The organism is Nocardia inohanensis NBRC 100128 (assembly GCF_001612945.1).
Classification (GTDB): domain Bacteria; phylum Actinomycetota; class Actinomycetes; order Mycobacteriales; family Mycobacteriaceae; genus Nocardia; species Nocardia inohanensis.
Window position 1 is genome coordinate 422,752 of the sequence record NZ_BDBK01000012.1, and the last position, 26,722, is coordinate 449,473.

The 26,722-nt window shown below is 70.8% G+C and carries 2 protein-coding genes; both read right to left on the reverse strand.

The genetic code is table 11. The features are described from left to right. Window positions 1–3: 3 nt before the first annotated feature. Window positions 4–15,924, reverse strand: coding sequence for a type I polyketide synthase (locus NI1_RS24500; protein ID WP_067825000.1), 15,921 nt, complete (start codon window positions 15,922–15,924; stop codon window positions 4–6). Next, the gene (locus tag NI1_RS24505; RefSeq protein ID WP_067825002.1) at window positions 15,921–26,672 is read right to left on the reverse strand and encodes a type I polyketide synthase; all 10,752 of its coding nucleotides are present in this window, start codon (window positions 26,670–26,672) and stop codon (window positions 15,921–15,923) included. Before NI1_RS24505 ends, NI1_RS24500 begins: the two co-directional genes overlap by 4 nt. Between the last annotated feature and the right edge of the window lie 50 nt (window positions 26,673–26,722).

Sequence of the window (26,722 nt, forward strand, 5' to 3'; positions counted from 1 at the left end):
CCGTCAATCCTCCGATGACTGGTAAGCCAGGTCGATCAGATCGTCGATATCGAGGTCGTCGATCGACTCCTCGGTGATGTCCGGTTCCTCGGCGGGCGCCTCCGGGCCCGCTGCCAGCTTCAGCAGCGCATCCAGCAGGCCCGCGTCGCGGAGCCGCGCTACGGGGATCGATTGCAGCGCGCGCCGCACGTCGATTTCCGAGGGTTCCGATGATCCGCCGGGGCCCTCATCGCCGGTGAACTCCGCCGCCAGGTATTCGGCCAGAGCCAGCGGGCTCGGGTAGTCGAACACCAGGGTCGCGGGCAACCGCAGTCCCGTAATGGTTTTGAGGGTATTGCGGAACTCGATGGCGGTGATGGAGTCGAAGCCCATTTCGTTGAAGGCCCGGTCGGCCGCGATCGCATGGGGATTCGGGTGCCCCAGCACCGCCGCGACCTGCCCGCGCACGATCTCGACGAGCACGCCGAGGCGTTCGCTGCCGGGAGTTTCGGCGAGGCGGGCGCGGAGCGCATTGGGTGCATCCCCGGCCGCGCGGCGGCGCGCCGGGATCAGCCCCGAGAGCAGGGTCTCGGCGAAGCCCGCGGAGCGGAGCCCCGCCGGATCCAGCCGTGCGAGCACCGTTGCCGCCGTGCCGATGTCGGCCGCTGCGTCGTACAACGCCAAACCCTGTTCCGGGGCGAGCGGCAGCATGCCCGATCGGGACATGCGCTGCCGTTCGGCGTCGCCGAGCTCGGCGGCCATGCCGCCGTCCGTGCTCCACAAACCCCAGGCGAGGGATTGCCCCGGAAGTCCGGATGCCCTGCGGTGCAATGCCAGTGCGTCCAGGAGGGCGTTGGCGGCGGCGTAGTTGCCCTGCCCCGGGCTGCCGAAGGCACCGGCCGCGGAGCTGAACAACACGAAGGCCCGCAGGGGCATTCCGGCGGTCAGTTCGTGCAGGTGCAGGGCGGCATCGGCCTTGGGCCGCAACACCGTATCCATGCGATCCGCGGTCAGTGCGGCGAGGGCACCGTCGTCCAGCACGCCGGCGGTGTGGAACACACCGGTCAGCGGGCGGGTCGCGGGAACGGCGGCCAGCACCTCGGCGAGCGCCTCGCGGTCGGCGGCATCGCAGGACGCGAATTCGACCTCCGCACCGAGATTCCGCAGTTCGGTGCGCAATTCGGCTGCGCCCGGCGCGAATTCACCGCGGCGGCTCAACAGCAGCAGGTGCCGGACGCCCTTGGTGACCAGGTGCCGGGCGAACAAGCCGCCGAGGAAGCCGCTGGCACCGGTGATCAGCACGGTCTCATCCGCGCCGAACCCGGTCGGAGCCGTCGCCCGGGCGGAGGCCGCTCGGGTGAGTCGCGGTCCGTATACCTGCCCGCCGCGCACGGCGACCTGCGGTTCTTCGGCAGCGAGAATCCCGCCGAGCAGGCCGTCGAGCTCGGAGTCGCTGTCTACCAGCACGATCCGGCCCGGATGCTCCGCCTGCGCCGAACGCACCAGACCGCTCACGGCGGCGCCGGCCAGGTTCGGAACGGTCTCCCCGGCAACCGATACCGCACCGCTGGTCCGAACCACCAGCACCGAATCGGTGAACCGCCCATCGGTGATCCAGGACTGAAGCGCTTGCAGCACAGCGTGTGTCGCCGCCCGAACGCCGCCCGGATCAGCGGAGCTCGGCGTGTCCAGGACCACGGCGGCCGGGATCTCGTCACCGAGATCCGCCCACGCGATGGCGCTGATCCCGGCGTCGGACACCGCGATCGGCGTCCAATCGACCTGGAACATGGCGTTATCGGTGCTGGACACGGCTGCCGCGAGCTGGGCGGCATCGATCGGCCGGGAGGCCAGGTGCCGCACGCTCGCCACCGCGGCACCGGTCGGATCCGCGAGGTCGACGGCTACGGCGTTGTCACCGACGCGGGTCAGCCGGACCCGCAGCGCGTCGGCTCCGGCAGCGTGCAAGGTAACGCCCGACCATTCGAACGGCAGGGCGATCCCGCCCTCGGTCGCGGGCATGAACTCGCTCACCAGCAGGGCGTGCAGCGCGGAATCCAGCAGCGCCGGATGCAGCCCGAAAGCCTTGGCCTCCTGGAGATCCGGCAGCGCGACCTCGGCGAACAGTTCGTCACCGCGCCGCCATGCGGCCCGCAGGCCCTGGAAGCTGGGGCCGTAACCGTACCCGGCGTCCCCGAGCTCGTCGTAAGCGCCGTCCACCGCGAGGGGCTCGGCACCGAGCGGCGGCCACGAGGTGAGGTCGGCGGCGTTCGCCTCCTCCCGGGTGAGCGCGCCTTCGGCGTTCAGCGTCCAGGTCGCGGCCGAATCGACCGCCGCCTCGGGGCAGGAGTAGATCCGCACCGCGCGGCGGCCGCTCTCGTCCTCGGCCCCGACGACGACGCGCACCGCGACACCGCCGGATTCCGGTAGCACCAGCGGTGATCGGAGCGCCAAGTCCTCGAGGGCCGGGTAACCCACCTGTTCGCCGGCGTGCAGGGCGAGTTCGACCAGCCCGGCACCGGGAACCAATACGGTGCCCAGCACCCGATGGTCGGCCAGCCACGGCTGCGTCTGTACGGACAGGCGACCGGTCAGGATCACCGCACCGGAGTCCGGTTGGGTCACCACCGCCGATACCAGGGGGTGTCCGGTGGTCGCCAGACCCATCGAGCGGGCGTCACCGCCCGCCGCGGATCCTTCGAGCATCCAATAGCGGCGGCGCTGGAAAGCGTAGGTGGGCAGATCGATTCGCCGCGCCCCGGCGGGATACGTCCCGGCCCAATTCAGTTCGGCGCCGGTGACGAACAACCCGGCCACCCCGGCCGAGACCGTGCCGGCATCGGCGTGGCCGCGACGGGCCAGGGCCACCACCGTCGTATCGATGGCCTGGCCGATCATCGGCAGGAGCACGGCATCGGGCCCGACCTCGGCGAACCGGGCCACGCCCGCATTCGCCATGGTGGCGACCGCATCGGCGAAGCGGACGGTGTCGCGGACCTGTCCGACCCAGTACGCCGGATCGGTCATCTCGCCGGTGACGCGGGAGCCGGTCACCGTGGAGACGAGTGCGACGGTCGGTGGGTTGAACGTCAAACCCGCTATCGCCGTGGCGAACTCCGCCAGCATGGGCTCCATCAGCGCCGAGTGGAAGGCGTGGGAGACACGCAAACGGTGTGTGCGCCAGCCGTTCTCGGCACAGCGTTCGACCACAGCGGTGATATCGGCTTCGACGCCGGAGAGCACCACCGAGGACGGGCCGTTGATCGCGGCGATCGACACCGCACCCGTGAGCAGCGGCAGCACCTCGATTTCGGATGCGCCGACGGCGACCATCGCCCCGCCCGTGGGCAGCGCCTGCATCAACCGGCCGCGAGCGGCGACCAGCACGCAGGCGTCGGTCAGCGACAGCACACCCGCGACATGAGCGGCGGCGATCTCGCCGATCGAGTGCCCGGCCACCACGTCGGGGCGCAACTGCCACGACTCCAGCAGGCGGAACAGGGCCACCTCGAACGCGAACAGACCCGCCTGCGCGAACACCGTCCGGTCGATCAGCTCCTCCGAGGAGAGTGCTTCGGCCAGCGAAACAGGCTGTGCCAGTAGTGGTTCCAGCTCCGCGATGATCGCATCGAAGTGCTCGGCGAATATCGGGTACGTGGCTCGCAGCTCGTCGGCCATCCCCGCCCATTGCGCGCCCTGACCCGAGAACACCAGACCCGTCGATCCGGTCACGACACGACCGGACACCACGCCCGCTACCGATTCGGCGCGGCTCAGCGCCCGCACTCCCGCGAGCAGCTCATCGCGGGCGCCGGACAGGACGACGGCGCGATGCTCGAACACCGTGCGCGTGGACGCGAGCGAGAAACCGACGTCGACCGGATCCTGTTCGGCCGCAGTCGATAGCAGCCGGGCCGCTTGCTCGGCCAGCGCCGCTTCGCTACGCGCCGAGAGCACCCAGGGCAGCAGCCCACCGACCGGAACCGCGGCGGTCACCGGAGCCGGCTCGACCACCGGAGCCTGTTCCACGATGAGGTGCGCATTGGTGCCGCTGATCCCGAACGACGACACACCCGCACGCCGCGGCCGATCCACCTGCGGCCACGCCACCGATTCGGTGAGCAGCCGCACGTTCCCCTCGGACCAATCCACCTTGGTGGACGGCTGATCCACGTGCAGGGTCCGCGGCAGCAGCCCCTGCCGCATGGCCATCACCATCTTGATCACGCCGCCCACCCCCGCGGCGGCCTGCGCGTGACCGATATTGGACTTCAGCGAGCCCAGCCACAGCGGATGCTCCGGGTCGCGGTCCTGCCCGTAGGTGGCAAGCAGCGCTTGGGCTTCGATGGGATCGCCGAGCGTGGTCCCGGTGCCGTGAGCCTCCACCGCGTCGACCTCGACCGGCGAGACCCCGGCATTGGCCAGCGCCTGGCGGATGACCCGGCGCTGGGACGGACCGTTGGGCGCGGCCAGCCCATTCGACGCACCGTCCTGATTGACGGCGGAACCGGCGATCACCGCCAGCACCTGGTGACCGTTGCGGCGGGCGTCGGAAAGGCGTTCCAGCACCAGCACACCCGCGCCCTCGGACCAGGCGACACCGTCGGCCGACTCCGCGAAGGACCGGCACCGGCCGTCCGGGGAGAGCCCGCGCTGGCGGCTGAATTCGAGGAACATGTCCGGGGTCGCCATGACGGCCACGCCACCGGCCAGGGCGAGATCGCACTCTCCCGAGCGCAGCGACTGCCCGGCCAGATGCAGGGCCACCAGCGAGGACGAGCAGGCGGTATCGACGGTGACGGACGGGCCTTCCAGACCGAACACATAGGAGACGCGGCCCGAGACCAGGCTGCCCGCGGCGCCGCTGCCGGTGCCGGTGGCCTGCGCGTAATCGTGGTACATGAGGCCGGTGAAGACGCCGGTCGAGCTGCCGCGCAGCACCGCCGGATCCAGGCCGGCGCGCTCGAGGGCCTCCCAGGAGACTTCCAGCAGCAGGCGCTGCTGGGGGTCCATCACGGTGGCCTCGTTGGGGCTGATCCCGAAGAAGTCGGCATCGAATTCGGCCGCGGAGTACAGGAATCCGCCATTGCGGGTGTAGGTCTTGCCCGCCTTGCCGGGTTCGGGATCGTAGATGCCGTCGATGTCCCAGCCACGATCCGAGGGCATGTCGCCGATGGAGTCGGTGCCCGAGACGACCAGGTTCCACAGGTCCTCCGGCGAGGCCACCCCGCCCGGATAGCGGCAGGCCATGGCCACCACGGCGATCGGCTCGTCGTCGGCTCGGACGCGGCTGACCGCACGCTCCTCGACCACGGCGACGCCGGTGAGCTGGGTGCCGATGAACTCGGCGACGGCGCGCGGGTTGGGGTAGTCGAAGATGAGCGTGGCCGGGAGTTGCAGTCCGGTGGCGGTATTGAGCCGGTTGCGGAATTCGATGGCGCTCAACGAGTCGAACCCGAGTTGCTGGAACGCCTGATGCGGTTCGACGGCCTCGATCGAGGCGTGGCCGAGGATGCCCGCGGCTACTTCCCGGACGAAGTCGACGAGGGCCGCGCTGCGATCGGAATCCGTTAGGCCCGTGAGCTTTTGCAGGAATGCCTGCCCCGCCGGCGTCCGGTTGCCGCGGCGTACCGGGGCCGGTACGAGCGCACGGACCAGGGCGGGGATCTGCTCGCCCCGGGTGCGCAGCACGGCCGGATCGACCTGCAGCGCTACCGATTGCGCGCTATCGGTGGCGATGGCCGCGTCGAACAGGGCCAGGCCGTCGGCCTCGGTGAGCGGCGGGAAACCCAGCCGGCGCATGCGGTCGAAATCGTCCTCGGACAGTTCGCTGCCGAGACCGCTGGAGCGCTCCCACATGCCGTAATCGATTGCGGTAGCGGGCAATCCGAGCCCGCGACGGTGGGCGGCGAGGGCATCGAGGAAGACGTTCGCAGCGGCATAGTTGGCTTGCCCCGCGGCCAGCACCAGACCGCCCGCGGACGACACCAGCACGAACAGCGACAGGTCGCGATCGCGGGTGAGCTCGTGCAGATGCCAGGCCGCATCGGCCTTGGGCGCGAACACGTTTGCGATCCGGTCCGGCGTGATCGATTCGATCAGGCCGTTGTCGGCGGTTCCGGCCGCGTGCACCACACCGGTCAGCGGATGCTCGGCGGGGATGCCGTCGAGCAAGGCGGCCAGCGCGGCTCGATCGGAGACGTCGCAGGCGGCGATGGTGACCGTTGCGCCGAGTTCGATCAGCTGCTCACGCAATTCGGCGGCGCCCGGGGCTTCCGGTCCCCGCCGGGAGGTCAAAAACAGCTGGCGCACACCGTGTTCGGTGACCAGATGGCGGGCGATCACCGCACCGAGACCACCGGTGCCGCCGGTAACCAGCACGGTGCCCGCCTCGATCGAGCGCGCGGCCGAACCGGCTGTCTGCCGGGTCAGGCGCGGCGCGAATACCGTCGCGCCGCGCAGCGCCGCCTCGGGTTCGCCGGTCGCGGCCGCCGTGACGGCAGCGCTCCGGTCACTGCCGCGATCGACGTCGAGTAGCTGGAATCGGCCGGGGTGTTCGGCCTGCGCGGCCCGCAGCAGGCCCCATACCGGGGCCTGGTCCAAACGGACCTGATCCGAATCTCCGACCGCTACCGCGTTTTCGGTGCACACCACCAAACGGGCAGCGGCGAAACGGGGTTCGGCCAGCCAAGCCTGGACGGTGTCGAGAACGGCGGTCATGACCGCCCGTGCCGCCGAGGTCGGCGGACCGTCCTGGCGCGGGCATTCGAACAGCACGATCTCGGGAACGGCTTGGCCCGCAGCCGCATCCAGGTCCGCGATCAAGGTCGCGAGCCCGCGATCGGGGCCGAGCACGGCTACGCGGCCGGGCTCGACAGCCGTAGCGGGCTGCGGCACGGTCACCCATTCCACCCCGAAGCGGGCATCCGACACGCGATCCGCGCCCAGTCGCTCGGCCGAAACCGGCCGGGAGACCAAGGCTCCCACCGACAGCACCGGGCGGCCCTGCTCATCGGCGATCTGGATGGCGAAGTTGTCGCCCTCGGGAACACTGCGCACGCGCACGGCGGCAGCGCCGGCGGAGTGCAGCGCCACCCGGTTCCAGGCGAAGGGCAGTACTGCGCCGCCGCCGTTGCGGCCGTGGATGATTCCGGCGTGCAGGGCGGAGTCGAACAGGGCGGGATGGATTCCGTAGCCGGTGGCCTGCCGGGCGTCCGGCAGGGCGACCTCGGCGAATACTTCGTCACCCCGGCGCCAGGCCGCACGCAGACCCTGGAAGTACGGGCCGTACCCGTATCCGAGGTCGAGCAGGTCGTCGTAGGCGCCGTCGACGTCGAGGGGTTCCGCGCCGGCCGGTGGCCACGAGGTCAGATCGAAATCGGGGGCCGCCGCGCCGGGGGCGAGTATGCCCTCGGCGTGCAATTGCCATGGGCCCGTGGCGGTCTGGCGGGAGTGCACGCCGATCCGGCGGCGACCGCTGTCATCGGCGGCGGCCACCACGACCTGTACCGCGACACTGCCCGCGGCGGGCATGGTCAGCGGGGTGTGCAGCACGAGTTCCTGCACCACCTCGCAGCCCACCAGGCCACCGGCATAGCTCGCCAATTCGACGAACCCGGTGCCCGGCAGCAGGACGACGCCGTGCACGCTGTGGTCGGCCAGCCATTCCACCGAGTCCAGGGACCAGCGGCCGGTGAAGGTGACACCGCCCGATTCCGCTTGCGGCACCAGCGCACCGAGCAGGGGATGGTCGACGGCGTCGAGACCGACGGAGGTCACTCCGCCCAGTTCGGCCCCCAGCCAGGACTGCGCCAGCACCTGCTTGGCGTCGAGCCAGAAACGCTCGTGCTGGAAGGCGTAGGTGGGCAGGTCGATTCGCTGGGCCGCGGCGCCGGCGTAGAGGGCGGCCCAGTCCAGGTCGGCGCCGGCCACGAACACGCCGGCGACGCCGGTCAGCAGGGTGGACGCATCGGCATGGTCGCGGCGTGCCAGCGCCGCCACCGTTGCGGGCCCGCCGTCCACGATCTGCGCGATCATCGGGGTCAGCGCCGCGTCGGGGCCGACCTCGGCGAAGCGCACAGCACTCGACGCGGCCGCGGTGGCAATCGCATCGGCGAAGCGGACGGTGGCGCGGACCTGACCGACCCAGTACGACGGATCGGTCATTTCGGCCTCGACCAGGGTGCCGGTCACCGTGGACACCAGCGGGATGCTGGGGCTGGTGAAGGTCAAACCCGCTATCGCCGTGGCGAATTCGTCCAGCATGGGTTCCATCGCCGCCGAGTGGAAAGCATGCGAAACCCGCAGACGATGTGTGCGCCAGCCTCTTTCGACGCACTGATCAACGACGGCCGCGACGGCCGTCTCGACACCGGAGAGCACCACTGCGGCCGGGCCGTTGATCGCGGCGATCGACACCTCGCCGGTGAGCAGCGGCGCAACGTCCGCTTCCGCAGCGCCTACGGCCACCATCGCGCCACCGGCGGGCAGCGCCTGCATCAACCGGCCGCGGGCGGCTACCAGCACACACGCATCTTGCAAAGACATCACGCCCGCGACATGTGCGGCGGCGATCTCACCGATGGAGTGCCCGGCCAGCAGGTCGGCGCGGACCCGCCAGGACTCCAGCAGGCGGAACAGCGCGACCTCGAAGGCGAACAGGCCCGCCTGCGCGAACACCGTCCGATGCACCAGATCCTCGGACGACAGCGCCTCGGCCAGCGAAATCGACTGTCCGAGCAGCGGATCCAGCTCCGCCACGACGGCGTCGAAATGCCCGGCGAACACCGGGTACGCCGCGCGCAACCCGGCGGCCATATCCGCCCACTGCGCACCCTGACCCGAGAACACCAGCGCCGTCGCACCGGGTACGGCTCGGCCGGTCACCACGTTCGCCGTGGATTCACCCGCGGCCAGGGCTCGCGTACCCGCGAGCAGGCCGTCACGGTCATCGGCCAGCACGATTGCGCGGTGCTCGAATACGCCGCGGGTGGCCGCCAGGGAGAAGCCGGTATCCGCCGGATCCAGAGCACGATCCGCGACGGCCGCGGCCAGCCGCCCGGCTTGGTCGGCGAGCGCGTCCCGGTTGCGTGCCGTGAGCACCCACGGCAGTACGCCACCGGCCGGTGCGGGCGCGGTGCCCGAGACGGGAGCCGAGTTCGCGGCCGGGGCCTGCTCGATGATGATGTGCGCGTTGGTGCCGCTGATGCCGAACGAGGAAACACCGGCGCGTCGCGGGCGCTCCGCGACCGGCCACGGCATCGCCTCGGTCAGCAGCCGGACGTGCCCCTCGGACCAGTCGATCTTGGTGGAGGGCTGATCGACGTGCAGGGTGCGCGGCAGCAGCCCGTGCCGCATCGCCATCACCATCTTGATCACGCCGCCCACCCCGGCCGCGGCCTGGGTGTGGCCGATATTGGACTTGAGCGAGCCCAGCCACAGCGGGTTGTCTCCGGGCCGCTCCCGGCCGTAAGTGGCGAGCAGCGCTTGGGCTTCGATCGGATCGCCCAGGGTGGTGCCGGTGCCGTGGGCTTCCACGACATCGACCTCGGCGGGCGAGACGCCCGCGTTCGCCAGCGCCTGCCGGATGACCCGGCGCTGCGACGGACCGTTGGGCGCGGTCAGACCGTTCGACGCGCCGTCCTGATTCACCGCCGAACCGGCGATCACCGCGAGGACGCGATGGCCGTTGCGCCGCGCGTCCGACAGCCGCTCCAGCACCAATACGCCCGCGCCTTCGGACCAGGCGACACCGTCGGCCGCATCGGCGAAGGACTTGCTGCGCCCGTCCGGAGCCAGGCCGCGCTGGCGGCTGAACTCCACGAACACTTCCGGGGTGGCCATCACCGCCACACCGCCGGCCAAGGCCAGATCCGACTCGCCGGACCGCAGTGATTGCGCGGCGAGATGCATCGCCACCAGCGACGACGAGCAGGCGGTGTCGACGGTGACCGACGGCCCCTCCAGGCCGAGGACATACGAAACACGGCCCGAGGCAATGGATCCGGAGTTCGCATTGGCCGGATAGTCGTGGTACATCATGCCCGCGAAGACCCCGGTCGCGCTGCCGCGCAGCGCGGCCGGATCGACACCGGCGCGTTCCAGGGCCTCCCACGAGGTCTCCAGCAGCAGGAACTGCTGGGGGTCCATGGTGGCGGCTTCATTGGGGCTGATGCCGAAGAAGGCGGGATCGAATTCGCCCGCGCTGTGCAGGAATCCACCCTCGCGCGTGTAGCTGGTATGCGGGGTCTCGCCGGTCGGGTCGTAGAGCCGCTCGGCATCCCAGCCGCGATTCACTGGGAACTCCGTGATGGCATCGGTGCCGTCCAGCACCAGCTTCCACAGGTCCTCCGGTGTATCGACGCCGCCCGGGTACCGGCAGGCCATGCCGACGATAGCGATGGGTTCGTCGGCGACTGCCTTCGTCGCGGTGACGGCGATGTCCTGCCCCGTGCCGGTGAGCTCGTCGGCCAGGTAGGCGGCCAGCGCCTGCGGGGTCGGGTAGTCGAAAACCACTGCGGCCGACAGGGACAGGCCGGTCACGGTCTTGAGCCGGTTACGCAGTTCGACGCCGCTCAGGGAATCGAAGCCGAGGTCCTGGAAGGCACGGTCGGGGTCGATCGCGGCGGCGCTGTCGTGACCGAGTACCGCCGCGATGTGGGTGCGCACGGTATCGAGCACGGTTTGCCGCCGCCGGTCGGCGTCCAGACCCGAAAGGCGTTGCCGCAGACCGGCCGCCGCCGAATCGGCGGCCGGGCGGCGAGTCGCGACCGGCGCCAGTTCCCGCAGCAGCGGCGGCAGCAGCCCGGCCTCGGACTGATCCCGCAGTGCGGCGGTGTCCAGGGTCGCGATCACCGCCTGCGCGGTGCCGCGTTCGAGGGCGGCCCGCCAACCGGCGAACGCCTGCTCGTCCGGGAGCGCGGTGAATCCACCGCGGCTCATGCGGGCCAGGTCGGTCTCGTCCAGCGTGCCGGCCATACCGCTCGACCGCGCCCACGGACCCCAGGCCAGCGATTGCCCGGCGAGTCCACGGGCGCGCCGGTGGGCGACCAGCGCGTCCAGGAAGGTGTTCGCGGCAGCGTAATTCGCCTGGCCGGGCCCGCCGACAATGCCGGACACCGACGAGAACACCACGAACGCGGCGAGATTCAGCCCGGCGGTCGCTTCGTGCAGATGCCACGCGGCATCCACCTTGGGAGCCAGCACCGCGTCCACGCGCTGCGCGGTCAGCGACGGAATGATGCCGTCATCGAGCACGCCCGCCGCATGGATCACCGCGGTCAGCGGCCACTGCGCCGGCACCTCGGACAGCAACCCGGCCACCGCGGCGGCATCGGTGACATCGCAAGCCACCACCCGCACCACCGCGCCGGATCGCTCCAATTCCGCACCGAGCTCGGCCACTCCCTCGGCTGCTGGACCGCTACGGCTGACCAGCAGCAGCGACCGCACGCCGTGCTCGGCCACCAGATGCCGGGCCACGACCGCGCCCAGCCCACCGGTCCCGCCGGTGATCAGCACCGAACCGGTACCGAAGGAGAAACCGTCCACTCCAGCGGAGGTCACCGGCGCAACGGTCCGATCATCTCCGACGCTGTCATCATTTGCCGCCGCCCGACCGGTGGGCGGGGCAGACGCCGCGCTCGGAGGCTGGATCAGCCGCGCGGTGTGGGCCACGCCGGCACGCAGCACCAGCTGTGGCTCGCCTATCGCGAGCACGGTGGCGGCCGGTAGCTCGTCGGCGCCGGTGTCCGTGTCGGCCAGCAGGATCCGGCCGGGATCTTCGGTTTGGGCCGCGCGCGCCAGGCCCCACACGGCCGCGCCTACGAGGTCGGTCGGGTCCTCACCCGGCAGCGCGACCGCGCCGCGGGTGGCGATGAGCAAGGTGCTCTGCACGAAGCGGTCCTGGGCCAGCCATGCCTGCACGACCTCGAGGATTCGGGCGACCTCGGCATGAGTCGCGGTCACCACATCGGCAACGGTGTGATCGTTCCAGCCGGACCCGGCCTCGAGTATCACCAGCGGGGGAACCGGGGTCTCCGGGTCGAGCCGCTCCCACCGGCCCACCTGCGCATCCGCCGGCGCAGGCTCGGAAGTCGTTGGCGACCAGACGAGTTCGAGCAGCGGCGCTGCCGCGGCGCGAGTGCGCGCGGCGGCTGCGGCGAGCTGTTCGAGGGGCATGGATCGGGTCGTCAGGGTGCCCGACAGCACCGGTTGCCCGTGCTCGTCCGCTACGGCGACCGAAACCGTTGTTCCGGACGTGGTCAGGCGTACGCGCAGCACCGACGGCGCGGCGGCGTAGAGCGAGACCGACTCCCAGGAGAAGGGCAGTACGACTTGACCGCCCGCGATCGTGAAGGGCGAGTCGGATTGTCCCGCATCGCTTTCGAGCACCCGGACCAGCAGACCCGCGTGGATGGCGGCGTCCAGCAGGGCCGGGTGGATGCCGAATCCGTCGGCGCGCAGCCCGGTTTCGGGATCGACGGCGATTTCGGCGTATACCTCGGCGCCGTGCCGCCACAGCGCGCGCACGCCCTGGAACGCCGGGCCGTAGTCGTAGCCGCGCGCCAGCAGGCCGGCGTACGCGGTGGGGATATCGAGTGCGGCCGCAGCCGGTGGCCAGGCCGCCAGTTCGAAAGCGGGCGCGCTGTTTTCAGCACTCAGCGAGCCGCGCGCGTTCAGCACCCACTGGCCGTCCTGATCGTCCTCGTCGCGGGAGTAGACGGCGACCGGCCGCTGCGGGGAATCGTGTTCCGCGCCGCCGACCACGACCTGGATGTGCACCCCGCCGGTCGCGGGCAGCGCCAGCGGGGCCTGAAGGGTCAGATCCTCGATGACCGGGCAACCGGCTACGGCTCCGGCGCGCAGGGCCAGCTCCACGAACCCGGTGCCGGGCAACAGCATCGAGCCGGCGACCACATGGTCGGCGAGCCACGGCTGGGTCGCCACCGAGAGGCGGCCGGTCAGCAGCACATCACCGGATTCCGCGACGGAAACCACCGCGCCCAGCAGCGGATGCTCGACTGCGGACAGGCCCGCGGATTCGAGGCCGGGGCCGCCGACATGGGTTTCCAGCCAGTAGCGGCGGCGCTGGAATGCGTAGGTGGGCAATGCGACTCGGGACACCGGCCGATCGGCGAAGAACGCCTGCCAATCGATATCGACACCGACGGTGTGCGCCTGTGCCAGGCAGTCCACCAGCTGTTCGACCTCGGCACGGCCCCGGCGCACCCCGGCGATCACCAGCGACTGGGATTCGATCTCGTCGGGGAGGGATTGCCGGGTCATGGCCGTCAGCACCGCATCCGGGCCGATCTCCACGAATCGGCGCACCCCGGACGCCACCAGGCTGTCCACGCCGCGCGCGAACCGCACGGCGGCCCGCACCTGCCGGACCCAGTAGGCGGGTTCCAGCACTTCATCGCCTGCGATATCGCCGGAGACGTTGGAGGCCAGGGGAATCTGCGGGCGCCGGTAGCTCACCGTCCGGGCGACGGCTTCGAACTCGGCCAGCATCGGGTCCATGAGGTGGGAGTGGAAGGCATGCGATACGCGCAGCCGCGAGGTCTTGCGCCCGCGTTCGGCGAACAGCTCCTCGAGCGCCGCGACTTCGTCCTCGTCTCCCGAGACCACCACGGCGGCAGGGGAATTCACTGCGGCGATGGAGACACGGGTCCGGTCGCCGATCGCGTCCAGGACCTCACGCTCGCTCGCGGCGACGGCCAGCATCGCGCCGCCTTCGGGCAGCTGCCCCATGAGGCGGCCGCGCGCCGCGACCAATCGGCACGCGTCGGCCAGCGACCACACGCCGGCGATGTGCGCGGCGGCCAGCTCGCCGATCGAATGTCCGACCAGGATATCGGGTGTCACGCCGAAGGCGTTCAGCAGCCGGCTGAGCGCGACTTCGTAGGCGAAGAGCGCGGGCTGGGTGAACTCGGTCCGGTTCAGCACATCGGCGTGCGCGGGGCCGTCCGCATCCAGCTCGCCGGTGAACATCAGCCGTTTCAGCGAGAGGCCCAGCAGCGGGTCGAACTGTTCGCAGATCTCGTCGAGTGCGGCGGCGAACACCGGGAACGCCTCGTACAGTTCACGTCCCATGCCTACCCGCTGTGCGCCTTGACCGGTGCACAGGAATGCGGCTTTACGGGTGACCGCCCGCCCCGCCGCCACCCCCTTGGCCAGGCTCGCGGTGCCGTCCGCGGCCAGCGCCGCCAGTCCGGCGAGCATCCCGTCCCGGTCACCGGCCACCACCGCGCCCCGCCAATCCAGGCGCGCACGGGTCACCGCCAGCGAGTAGGCGACGTCATCGACTGTCAGGCCGGGGTTTTCGGTCGCCCACGCCAGCAGTTTGGCGGCCTGCGCCCGCACGCCGTCCTCGGTTTTCGCGGACAGCAGCCACGGGGCGGCACCGGAGGCGACCGCGTGCGCGCCGGGTTCGGCGATACCCGACGCCGGCGACCGCACGCCGGAATCACCGGACGCGGTCGCCTGCGCACCGGGGTCGGAGGTGTCGTCCGATGGGTTCGCGGGGGCCGGCTCCGGTGCCGGAGCCTCTTCCAGAATCACGTGCGCGTTGGTGCCGCTGGCGCCGAAGGAGGAGACACCGGCGCGGCGCACCCGCTCCCCCGCCGGCCACTGTTCCGGTGCGGTGAGCAGTCGCACCGTGCCCGCCGACCAATCCACGTGCGGGGTGGGCGCGTCGATATGCAGTGTGGCGGGCAGCATTTCGTGCCGCATCGCCTGCACCATCTTGATCACGCCGCCGACCCCGGCCGCGGCGGAGGTATGGCCGATATTCGATTTGAGCGAGCCGATGCGCAGCGGCTCGCCGGTGCGGCCGCGACCGTAGGCGGCGATCAGGGCCTGCGCCTCGATGGGGTCGCCGAGGCTGGTGCCGGTGCCGTGCGCTTCGACGGCATCGATATCGGCGGGGGTCAGGCCCGCGCTGGCGAGCGCGGCCGCGATGACCTTCTCCTGCGAGGGCCCGTTCGGCGCGGTCAGTCGATTGCTGGCCCCGTCCTGGTTGACGGCGGTGCCGCGAATGACCGCGAGCACGCGGTGACCGAGCCGCTTCGCGTCCGAGAGTCGTTCGACGGCGAGCATGCCCAGCCCCTCGGAGAACCCGGTCCCGTTCGCCCCGGCCGCGAAGGCCTTGCAGCGGGCGTCGGGCGAGAGCGCGCGCTGCCGGCCGAAGGCGATGAGCAGGGTGGGGTCGGGCATGACGGTGACGCCGCCGACCAGCGCGAGGGAGGTTTCGCCCTGGCGCAGGGACTGGCAGGCCAGGTGCAGGGCGACCAGCGAGGACGAGCACGCGGTGTCCACCGAGAGGGCCGGGCCCTTGAAACCGAAGAGGAACGCGACGCGGCCGGAGAGCACGCTGGCCGAAACACCGGGGTAGGCATGGCCTTCCGATTCCGCGCTCAGGCCGGGCGTGCCCACGCGGGGGCCGTAGTCCTGGTGGATGACGCCCGCGAAGACCCCGGTGTCGCCGCCGCGCAGTGACATCGGATCGATGCCGGCATCTTCCAGCGCCTCCCAGGCCGCTTCCAGGAACAGGCGCTGCTGCGGGTCCATCGAGGCGGCCTCGCGCGGCGAGATCCCGAAGAAGCCGGGATCGAAATCGCCTGCCGCGTCCAGGAATCCGCCTTCGCGGGTGTAGACGGTGCCGGCCTTGTCCGGGTCGGGGTCGAACAGTCGCTCGAGGTCCCAGCCGCGGTCGGCCGGGAAGGGGCCGACCGCGTCGGTGCCGGAGGCGACCAGCTCCCACAGCTGCGCCGGGGTTTCGACGCCGCCCGGATACCGGCAGCTCATACCGACGATGGCGATCGGTTCGCCGGCGCGGTCCTCCAGGTCCTGGATGTGTTTCTTGGCGGCTCGCAGATCTACGGTCAGCTTGCGCAGATACCGGCTGAGCCGTTCCTCGTTGCTGGTGCCGGGGTTGCTCATGCGGGTCCGAACTCCTCGTCGATCAGGTCCAAAAGTTCAGTGTCGGAGTGGAATTCGAGGTCGTCGTATTCACTGCCCGGCCACTTGTCCCCCAGGAAGGCGCGCAGGCGTTCGTTGACGCCCCGCAATCCGGCGATAGTGTCTTGGTCGTTGTTGCCGCCCGCGATGATCCGCTCGAGCATGGCCTCGAGCCGGGCGATGTCGTCGGGCACGGCGGGAGCGGCCGGCGCGGGCTCGGCCACCACGGTCTGCGCCAGCAGGTAACCGGCTATCTCCCTGGCATTGGGATAGTCGAATACCAGGGTGGAGGGCAGCGACAGGCCCGTCACCTTCGAGAGCCGGTTCCGGAACTCGACGCCCCCGAGCGAATCGAAACCGAGTTCGTCGAAGCCGCGATCGGGTCCGATGTCGTCGATCGACCCGTACCCCAGCACCGCCGCCGCGTGTTCGCGCACCAGGTCCAGCACGACCGCGTGCCGCTTGGCCTCCGGTACGCCTTGCAGGCGTTCGGCGAGCGAGGGTTCGGCGGCCGAGGTGGTGGCCGTGCGGCCGCGGGCGCGAACGAAGCCGCGCAGCACCGCCGGAACCAGACCGCCGTGCGCCTCCAGACGCAGTTTGTCGGCGTCCAGGTGCAGTAGCGCGGTCACCGGTTCCGCCGTGGTCAGCGCCGCGTCGAACAGGCGCAGGCCGTCGGTGCGGTCCAGCGGGGCCAGGCCCAGGCGTTCCATCCGGCTGACGGCGGTGCGATCCAGGGCGCCGGTCATGCCGAGCTCCGGCTGCCACGGTCCCCAGGCCAGGGACAGCGCGGGCAGTCCCGCGGCCCGGCGCCGCGTGGCCAGTGCGTCCAGGAAGCTGTTCGCGGCAGCGTAATTCGCCTGCCCCGCCGAGCCGATCAGGCCGGCGATCGAGGAGAACAGGACGAAGGCCGACAGCTCCAGCTCGCGGGTGAGCTCGTGCAGATGCCATGCGGCATCGGCCTTGGGTGCGAACACCCGATCGATCCGGTCGTCGGTGAGGGACCCGAAGGTGGCGTCGTCGAGCACGCCCGCGGTGTGCACGACACCGGTGAGCGGATGGTCCGCGGGCAAGCCCGCCAGCAGCTCGCGCAGCGCGTCCCGGTCGGTGACATCGCACGCGGCGATACGCACCTCGGCGCCCAGGCTCGACAGTTCGGCCGCGAGTTCCGCTGCTCCGTCAGCGGTTTCACCTCGGCGGGACACCAGCAGCAACCGTTCCACGCCGTGTGCGGTGACCAGGTGCCGCGCCAGCAGTGCGCCCAATCCCCCGGTGCCGCCGGTGATCAGCACGGTCCCGGAGCCGAACGAAACCTGTTCGGCCGCAGTGGAGGTCACCGCCTCGAGTCGCGGCGCGAGGATCTCACCGTCGCGCAGGGCCAGCTGTGGTTCCGCGGTCGCGAGGGCGGCTCGCAGCGCATCGAGCGAAAGGAGCTGCGCATCCAGCAGCACGATTCGATCCGGGTACTCCGTCTGCGCGCTGCGCACCAGACCGGCTACCGCTGCCGAAGCGATGTCCGAGGTCTCGTCGGTCAGCACGACCAGCCGCGACCGCGCGAACCGCGCTTCGGTCAGCCATTCGCGCACCACGTGCAGGGCGGCCTTCACCCGATCACTCGACGACCTGATCGAATCACTGTGCGGTGTAGTCGATTCCGACCACACCACAATGTCCGGAACGGTGTCGGCAGCGACGAGTGCCGCCAGATCCGCATACCGCTCGTCGATTCCGGATACCTGCGCGGCGCCGAACACGGCCGCGCGCCCGATGGGGGCGAGCCCTTCCCCCGCCCCGACCGCCGACCAGCGCACCCCGTACCGGGCCGCACGTCCACCCGACAGCGTGGCACGGAACTGCTGGACATCGTAGGAACGCATCGCCACTTCGTCGATGGTGACGACCGGATTGCCGTCTTGGTCGACGGCCACGACGGCGATCGCCTCGCTGCTGCGCTTGACGGCCAGCACACGCAGGCTGGTGACCTTGCCGGTGGTATGGAATTGCGTTGCGCCCCAGCGGAACAGCAGTTTGCCCTCGGCGGGATTGCTGCCCAGCTCCGGCCAGATCAGGCAGACGAGCCCGGCGTGCATGACCATGTCGAACAGCGCCGGGTGCAGCTGGAAACCCTCGGACGGGACGTCGGGGTTCAGCGTGATCTGCGAGAACGCGAGATCACCGCTGTGCCAGGCGGCGTCGACGCCGATGAACGACGGACCGTAGGCCAGTCCGGAGACCCGGGTGGCGTGCGCCGGAATCCATTCGGTGTCAACCGGATCGGCGTCCAGTGGCGGCCACGGACCGGTGCGGAGCATATCCATGAGACCGATGTCGATCAGCTGGCGGCCGCTCAGCGCACCGCTGGCATTGCGCGTCCATTCGCCGTCGACGGCATCGGGGAGGCGGTAGTAGAACGTGAACGACCGGCGGCCCGCCGCGTCCGGTTCCCGCACCAGCACTTGCAGTTCGACCTCGCCGTCGGGCGGCGGCAGGATCGGCGCTTCGAGGATGAGTTCGTCCACCACCTCGCAGCCGATCCGGCGGCCCGCGACCAGCAGCATCTCCATGAGCGCCGCGCTGGGGACGACCACCACGCCGTAGGTGGTGTGGTCGGCGATCCAGGGGTGGGTGGGCAGTGAGAACCGGCCGCGCAGCAGCCACTCGTCGCGGTCGGCCACGCGCACCACATCGGTGAGCAGGTCGTGGTCCGAGGCGCTGGGCCGGGGCTGAGCGAGACCGGGTTCGAGCCAGTACCGCTTGTGCTCGAAGGCGTAGGTGGGCAGCGCGACTCGGGCCGGGCGGCGGTCGCCGAACAGCCCGTTCCAATCGACCGGGATACCGGCGGTATGGGCCTGGCCGAGCATGGTCAGGAACTGCTCGACCTCGTCGTTGCCCCGGCGGGCCGCCGCGGCGACCAGCGAGCGGGACTCGAGGTCGGCGGGCAGCGTCTGCCGGGTCATGGCGGCCAGCACCGCATCGGGGCCGACTTCCAGGAAACGGCGCGCGCCCGCCGCCACCAGCGTCTCGATCCCGGGTGCGAAGCGCACCGCGCCGCGCACCTGTGACACCCAGTAGCCCGGGGTCAGGATCTCGGTCCCGGCGATCTCACTGGAGACATTGGATACCAGCGGAATTCGTGGAGCGTTGTAGGTCGCCGCCGCCAGCGCCGTCTCGAACTCGGCCAGCATCGGTGCCATCCGATGGGAGTGGAAGGCGTGCGACACCCGCAACCGGTTCGTCTTGCGGCCGCGTCCGGCGAACTGCCGCTCGATCTCGTCGATGGCGTCCTCGTCGCCCGAGACCACCACGGCCGCGGGAGCATTCACCGCCGCGATGGCGAGCCGCTCGCCGAATCCCGCAATCACCGTGCCGACTTCGGCTTCGGGCGCGGCGACCGCGAGCATCGCGCCACCCGCGGGCAGCGCACCCATCAGCCGGCCGCGCGCGGCGACCAGCGTGCACGCGTCCTCCAGCGACCAGACACCGGCCACATACGCGGCGGCGAGTTCACCGATCGAATGGCCGATCAGCAGATCCGGTGTGACACCGAATGATTCGATCAACCGGTACAGGGCCACCTCGAACGCGAACAACGCCGGTTGCGTGAATTCGGTCCGGCCCAGCACGGCCGCGTCGTCGCCGAACATCAGCTCCCGCAACGACCGGCCCAGCAGGGGATCGAACCGGCCGCAGACCTCGTCCAGGGCCGCCGCGAATACCGGGAAGGTGGCGGCCAGCCCCGCACCCATGCCGATGCGCTGCGCACCCTGTCCGGTGAACAGGAAGGCGGTCTTGCCGGACCCGGCAGTACCGGAAACTATTCCGGCACTGTCGGTTCCGTCGGCCAGCGTGGCCAGCCGGGCCAGCAGTTGCGTGCGATCGGCGCCGAGGACGGCGGCCCGTGACTCGTGCTGGGCGCGGGTGGTCGCGAGCGCATGGGCCACCTCCGCCGGGTCGGCTTCGGGGTTCTCGATCACCCACTGCCGCAGCCTGGCCGCCTGTCCCCGGAGCGCGGAGTCGTTCTTGGCCGACAGCAGCCACGGCACCACCGGCAGCGGCCGCGCCTCCGTAGCCGGAACGGCCACCGGCGCGGCGGGTGCTTCTTCGAGGATGGCGTGCGCGTTGGTGCCGCTGACACCGAACGAGGACACACCGGCGCGGCGAATCCGGCCGCCGGCAGGCCACGGCTGCGCCTCGGTGAGCAGCTGGACATCACCGGCGGACCAGTCCACGTGCGGGCTGGATTCGTCGGCATGCAGGGTCTTGGGCAGGGTTTCGTGGCGCAGCGCCTGCACCATCTTGATCACGCCGCCGACGCCCGCCGCGGCCACGGTGTGCCCGATATTCGACTTGATGGATCCGATCCGCAGCGGATTGCCCGCACGATCCTGACCGTACGAGGCGATCAGCGCCTGGGCTTCGATCGGATCGCCGAGGGGGGTGCCGGTGCCGTGCGCCTCCACCGCGTCGATATCCGACGGCTCCAGACCGGCGTTCGCCAGTGCGGCCGCGATCACCCGCTCCTGCGACGGACCGTTCGGCGCGGTCAAACCATTGCTCGCACCGTCCTGGTTCACCGCCGTACCGCGCACGAGCGCAAGGACATTGTGGCCCAGGCGTTTCGCGTCGGAGAGCCGCTCCAGCACGAGCACGCCCACGCCCTCGGCGAAGGCGACGCCGTCCGCTGCGGCGGAGAACGCCTTGCAGCGGCCGTCGGGCGAAAGGCCGCGCTGCCGTGCGAAATCGACGTAGAGGTAGGGGCTGGCGGCGACCGTCACCCCGCTCGCCAGGGCCAGGGAGCTTTCGCCCTGGCGCAGCGCCTGGCAGGCCAGGTGCAGGGAGACCAGCGAGGACGAGCAGGCGGTGTCCACGGTGACCGCCGGGCCTTCCAGACCGAGCACGTACGCCACGCGGCCGGACATGACGCTGCTGGTGGTGCCGGTGAGGCGATAGCCCTCCAGATCGCCGGCGACCAGATCGACGTAGCCGGAGTAGCCGGCGCCGACATAGACGCCGGTGTCGCTGCCCCGCAGCGTCGTCGGGTCGATGCCCGCGTCTTCCAGTGCCTCCCAAGATGTTTCGAGCAGCAGGCGCTGCTGCGGGTCCATCGCGGAGGCTTCCTTCGGGCCGATACCGAAGAAGGCCGGGTCGAAATCGCCCGCGTTGTAGAGGAATCCGCCGCGCCGGGTGTAGACGGTGCCGGGCTTGTCGGGGTCCGCGTCGAAGAGCCGGTCCAGGTCCCAGCCGCGATCGGCGGGGAAGTCGCCGGTCGCGTCGACGCCGGAGGCGACGAGTTCCCAGAGCTGGTCCGGTGATTCGACGCCGCCGGGGAACTGGCAGGCCATACCGACGATCGCGATCGGTTCGTCCGCGCGGACGCGACGGACCGTCTTCTTGACCGGAGCGCCCGCGGCCGGTTCGATGCGCGATTGCACGAGCTTCGCCACCGCGACCGGGGTGGGGTGGTCGAATACCAGGGTCGATGGCAGTTGCAGGCCGGTGGCCTTGCCGAGGCGGTTGCGGAACTCGACGCCGCCGAGGGAGTCGAAACCGATCTCGTCGAAGCGCTGTTCGGGGCGGATATCGGCGGCCGAGTCATGGCCGAGCACGGCGGCGGCCTGGGTGAGTACGACCTCCAGCACCAGTTCGGCGCGGCGGGCTTCCGGTACTTCCGCCAAGCGGGCGGCGAGCGATCCCGCGGCCGCGGCGACCGCCTGGCGGGCCGGGGTGGCACGCCGCACGAAGCCGCGCAGTACTGCCGGGACCGCATCGGTATCGGATTCGCGGCGCAGGACGCTCGCGTCGAAGCGGATCGGAGCCAGGCTCGGTTCCGTGTGTGTGCGCGCTTCGTCGAAAAGGCGCAGCCCCTCGGCGTTTTCGAGCGGGCTCAGGCCCAGTCGATCCCAGCGGGCGAGGGCCGAACTCCGCAAGCCGCCGGTCATGCCGCTGCTCTGATTCCACGGTCCCCAGGCCAGCGCGGTAGCTGCCTGCCCGGCCGCGCGGCGACGTTGCGCCAGGGCGTCCAGGAAACCGTTCGCGGCGGCGTAGTTGCCCTGGCCCGAGGTGCCCAGCACGGTCGCGATCGACGAGAAGAGCACGAACGCGGAGAGATTCAGCGCACGGGTCAGCTCGTCCAGATGCCAGGCGCCGTCGACCTTCGGGGTCAGCACTCGATCCACCTGGTCATCGGTCAGCGACTCGACGGTGCCGTCGTCCAGGATTCCGGCGGTGTGCACCACGGCGGTCAGGCCGGTTCCGGTGGCGATCGTTTCGAGCAGGTTCCGGACGGCGTCGCGGTCGCTCACATCGCACGCGACGATGCGCGCCTCGGCACCGAGTCCGGTCAGCTCGGCGCTCAGTTCGGCCGCCCCCGGGGCGTCCGGGCCGCGTCGTGAGGTCAGCACCAGGTGCCGCACACCGTGTTCGGTCACGAGATGGCGAGCGAACAACGCGCCCAGGCCACCGGTGCCGCCGGTGATCAGTACCGTGCCATCGCCGAATGACGGAGTGGCACCGGCGTTCTCGGATGTGGCCGCCCGCACCAGGCGGGGAACCAGTACCTCGGTGCCCCGCAGCGCCAGCTGCGGCTCACCCGAACGCACCACCGCCGCAATGCGATCGGCGTCGACGGGCTGTGCCGGGTCTTCATCGAGGAGCACGAACCGATCCGGATGCTCCGACTGGGCGCTGCGCACCAACCCCCACACCGCCGCGGCGGCCGGATCGGGGATCTCGCCGTCCAGCCCCACGGCACCTGTGGTCACGACGGCCAGCCGCGTCGCGGACAGCCGTGCTTCGGCGAGCAGGGACCGCACCGTGGCCAGCGCTTCGTGCACCGCGGCCCGCACCGACTCGGGGCCACCGGTGGTAGCCGCGGAGACGGCGGAGCCGCGGGCCCGCCAAACCAGTACGTCGGGGAGGTGGTCTGCAGCGAGCACATCGGTGATCGATGGATGCGCGGCACTGATCCCCGACACCACTTCGCTGCCGAGCGTCGCCAGGACGGGAAGTGACCGGCCCGCGTGCGCCGCCGGTCCCGCACTGGATTCCCAGCGCACCCGGTAGAGACCTGCCGCATCACCGGCCAGGCTGCTGCGGAATTCCTTGACGTCGTACGGGCGCATCACGACCGCGTCGACCGAGACGATCGGATTGCCGTCCGGATCGACGGCCGCGACCGAGATGGTCTCGGGTCCGCTCGCGGTCGCGATCACACGGAGCGAGGTGACCTCGGCCGGCCTGGTTGCCGAATCGTAGAAGCGCGCACCGGCCCACCGGAACAGCAGCTTTCCGGTGTCCGGATCGGAATTCCCACCACGCCAGAGCAATCCGGAGAAGCCCGCGTGCATGACCATGTCGAGCAGGGCGGGATGCAGGATGTGCCGTCCAGGTTCCGGGGCCGCGGCGGTGTCCAGCTCGAGCTCGGAGAAGACGGTGTCGTCGTTTTGCCAGGCGGCGCGCACGCCGACGAAGGCGGGACCGTATTCGAGTCCGGCCAGTTCGGCGATGCGGGCCGGAAGCCCCACGCTGTCGAGGACTTCGGCGTCGGCGGGCGGCCACTGTTCCCGCAGTCGCGGCAGCAGGGCGGAATCGCCGTCCGGGTGGGAGCCGAGCACGCCGGTGGCATTGTGGATCCACTCGGTGTCGGCGGTCTTGCGGAAGTAGAACTCGAACGGCCGCCGCCCGGATTCGTCCGCCGCCTGGACCAGCACCTGGAGCTCGATCTCGTCGTCGGCGACCGGGAGGATCGGCGCTTGCAAGGTGAGTTCCTCGACCACGCCGCAACCGATGCGGCGGCCGCCGGCGAGCAGGAATTCGATGAAGGTCGCGCTCGGCACGACGACCGTGCCGTAGGTCATGTGATCGGCGATCCACGGATGGGTGCGCAGCGAGAATCGGCCGGTGAGCAACCATTCGTCGGACCCGGCCAAGCCGACCACACCGGTCAGGACCGGATGGTCGGTGGAGGGCGCCGTCAAGTCGGCAGCGCCCGACAACCAATAGCGGCGGTGCTGGAAGGCGTAGGTGGGCAAGGGGATCCGGCGCACCGCGCGTCCGGCGAACCAGGGCTGCCAGTCCACCCGCGCGCCCGCCACATGAATCCGTGCGAGGGCGGTGACGAACTGCGTGACCTCATCGGCCGAGCGGCGGGCCGCCGCGACCACGGTCGCAACCGATTCGAGCGCCGGATGTTCGGCGAGGCAGCCGCGCGTCATGGCCGTGAGCACCGCGTCCGGGCCGACCTCCACGAACCGGCGCACATCGGAATCGAGCAGGGCGTCGACGCCCGGCGCGAAGCGGACCGACCCGCGCAGCTGCGCGACCCAGTACTCCGGATCGGTGAGTTCGGCGGAGACCACGACGGCCGAAACATTCGACACGATCGGCAGCGATGGTGCGTGGTACGTCACTTTCGCCGCGACGCCGCGGAACTCGGCCAGCATGGGATCCATGCGCGCGGAGTGGAAGGCGTGGCTGACCCGCAACCGGTTCGTCTTCACGCCCTCGGCCGCGAGTAGCCGCTCGATCTCGGCGATGGCATCGGCGTCGCCGGAGAGCACGGTCGAGGCCGGGCCGTTGACGGCCGCAACCGATACCCGGTCCCCGAAATCGGCGACGACGGCGGCGGCGCGCTGCGCACCGATCGCCACCGCGAGCATCGCACCGCCCACCGGCAGTGCGCCCATCAGCCGGCCGCGCGCCGCCACCAGCGCGCAGGCATCGGCGAGCGACCACACGCCCGCCACGTAGGCGGCCGCCAGCTCGCCGATCGAATGACCGATCAGCACATCCGGTGTGACACCGAACGATTCGAGCAAACCGAACAGCGCCACCTCGAAGGCGAACAGGGCCGGTTGGGTGAACTCGGTCCGGTCCAGCACGCCGTCGGCATCGGCGAACATCAGGTCTTTCAGCGAGCGGCCCAGCAGCGGATCGAACTCCGCGCAGACCTCGTCCAGGGCCGCCGCGAATACCGGGAAGGCCCGGTACAGGTGCGCGCCCATACCGGCGCGCTGCGCGCCCTGACCGGTGAACAGGAATGCGGTCCGATCCGATCCGGCATTTCCTTCGATGATGCCGTCCGCGCCCGCCGCCACCCCGGCCAGCGCGGTGAGCAATTCGTCCCGGTCCCGTCCGACGACCGCGGCGCGGCGCTCCAGCTGTGCCCGCGATGTCGCCGCGGAGTACGCCACGTCGCGGATATCGGCGTCGGCGTTTTCGAGCAGCCAGTGCCGCAGCCGATCCGCCTGCGCGCGCAGCGCGTCCTCGGTCTTGGCCGAGATCAGCAGCGGAACGATTTCGGCGGCAACAGGTTTCACCTCCGGCGCCGGCTCGGCGACCGGTGCGGCGGGCGCTTCCTCGAGGATGAGGTGGGCATTGGTGCCGCTCGCGCCGAAGGACGACACCCCGGCGCGCCGGGTCCGCTCCCCCGCCGGCCACGGCGCATTCTCCTGAAGCAGCCGCACCGTGCCCGCGGACCAATCCACGTGCGGGGTGGGCGCATCCACGTGCAGGGTCTTGGGCAGCACGCCGTGCCGCATGGCCTGCACCATCTTGATCACGCCGCCGACACCCGCGGCGGCCGAGGTGTGGCCGATATTGGATTTCAGCGAACCCAACAGCAGCGGGGCGCTCTCGCGACGCGTGCCGTAGGCGCTGATCAGGGCGCGCGCCTCGATGGGATCGCCGAGCATGGTGCCGGTGCCGTGCGCCTCCACCGCGTCGATATCCGCCGGGGTCAGACCGGCATTCGCCAGGGCGGACGCGATCACGCGTTCCTGTGACGGGCCGTTCGGCGCGGTCAGGCCGTTGCTCGCGCCGTCCTGATTGACGGCGCTGCCCCGGATCACCGCGAGCACGGTGTGGCCGAGGCGTTGTGCGTCCGACAGCCGTTCCAGCGCCAGGACGCCGAGGCCCTCGGAGAATCCGGTGCCGTCGGCGGCGGCCGCGAACGCCTTGCAGCGCGCGTCCGGCGACAGCGCCCGCTGCCGCGCGAAGGCGATCAGCAGCGAGGGATCCGACATGATGGTCACGCCGCCGGCCAGCGCCAGCGACGTATCCCCCTGCCGCAGCGCCTGACACGCCAGATGCAGGGCCACCAGCGACGACGAGCAGGCGGTGTCGACCGAGATGGCCGGGCCCTTGAAGCCGAACGTGTACGCGATCCGGCCGGAGAGCACCGCGTTCGAAACACCCAGGTAGGCATGGCCTTCGGTCTCGGCGCTGATATTCGGGCCGCCGATGCGGGGACCGTAGTGCTGGTGGATGACGCCGGCGAAGACGCCGGTGTCGCTGCCGCGCAACGACACCGGGTCGATGCCCGCGTCCTCGAGGGCTTCCCAGGACGCTTCGAGCATCAGCCGCTGCTGCGGGTCCATGGCCGCGGCCTCACGCGGCCCGATGCCGAAGAAGGCCGCGTCGAAATCGCCGACGGCATCGAGGAAGCCGCCGTCGCGGGTGTAGATACCGCCCGGCACATCGGGATCCGGGTTGTAGAGCCGGTCCAGGTCCCAGCCGCGATCGGCCGGATACGCCCCGATGGCGTCCACCCCGTCCGCCGTCATCCGCCACAGCTCGTCCGCCGAGCGCACCCCGCCCGGGTACCGGCAGGCCATACCGACGATGGCGATCGGCTCCCGCGACCGGTCGGTGAGCGCGCGCAGCTGCTGCTTGGTGTCGTAGAGCTCTTTCGCGGCCTTCTTCAGATACCGGCGTAGCTCATCGTTGTCGGACATCGGGGGGACTCCAGATCGTTCGGTGCTCAGCTGATTCGGTCGCGGGAACG

Bases quoted from the DNA above. Each gene is read 5' to 3' on its own strand.
- NI1_RS24505 (WP_067825002.1), bottom strand. From the start codon at position 26,672: ATGTCCGACAACGATGAGCTACGCCGGTATCTGAAGAAGGCCGCGAAA.
- NI1_RS24500 (WP_067825000.1), bottom strand. From the start codon at position 15,924: ATGAGCAACCCCGGCACCAGCAACGAGGAACGGCTCAGCCGGTATCTG.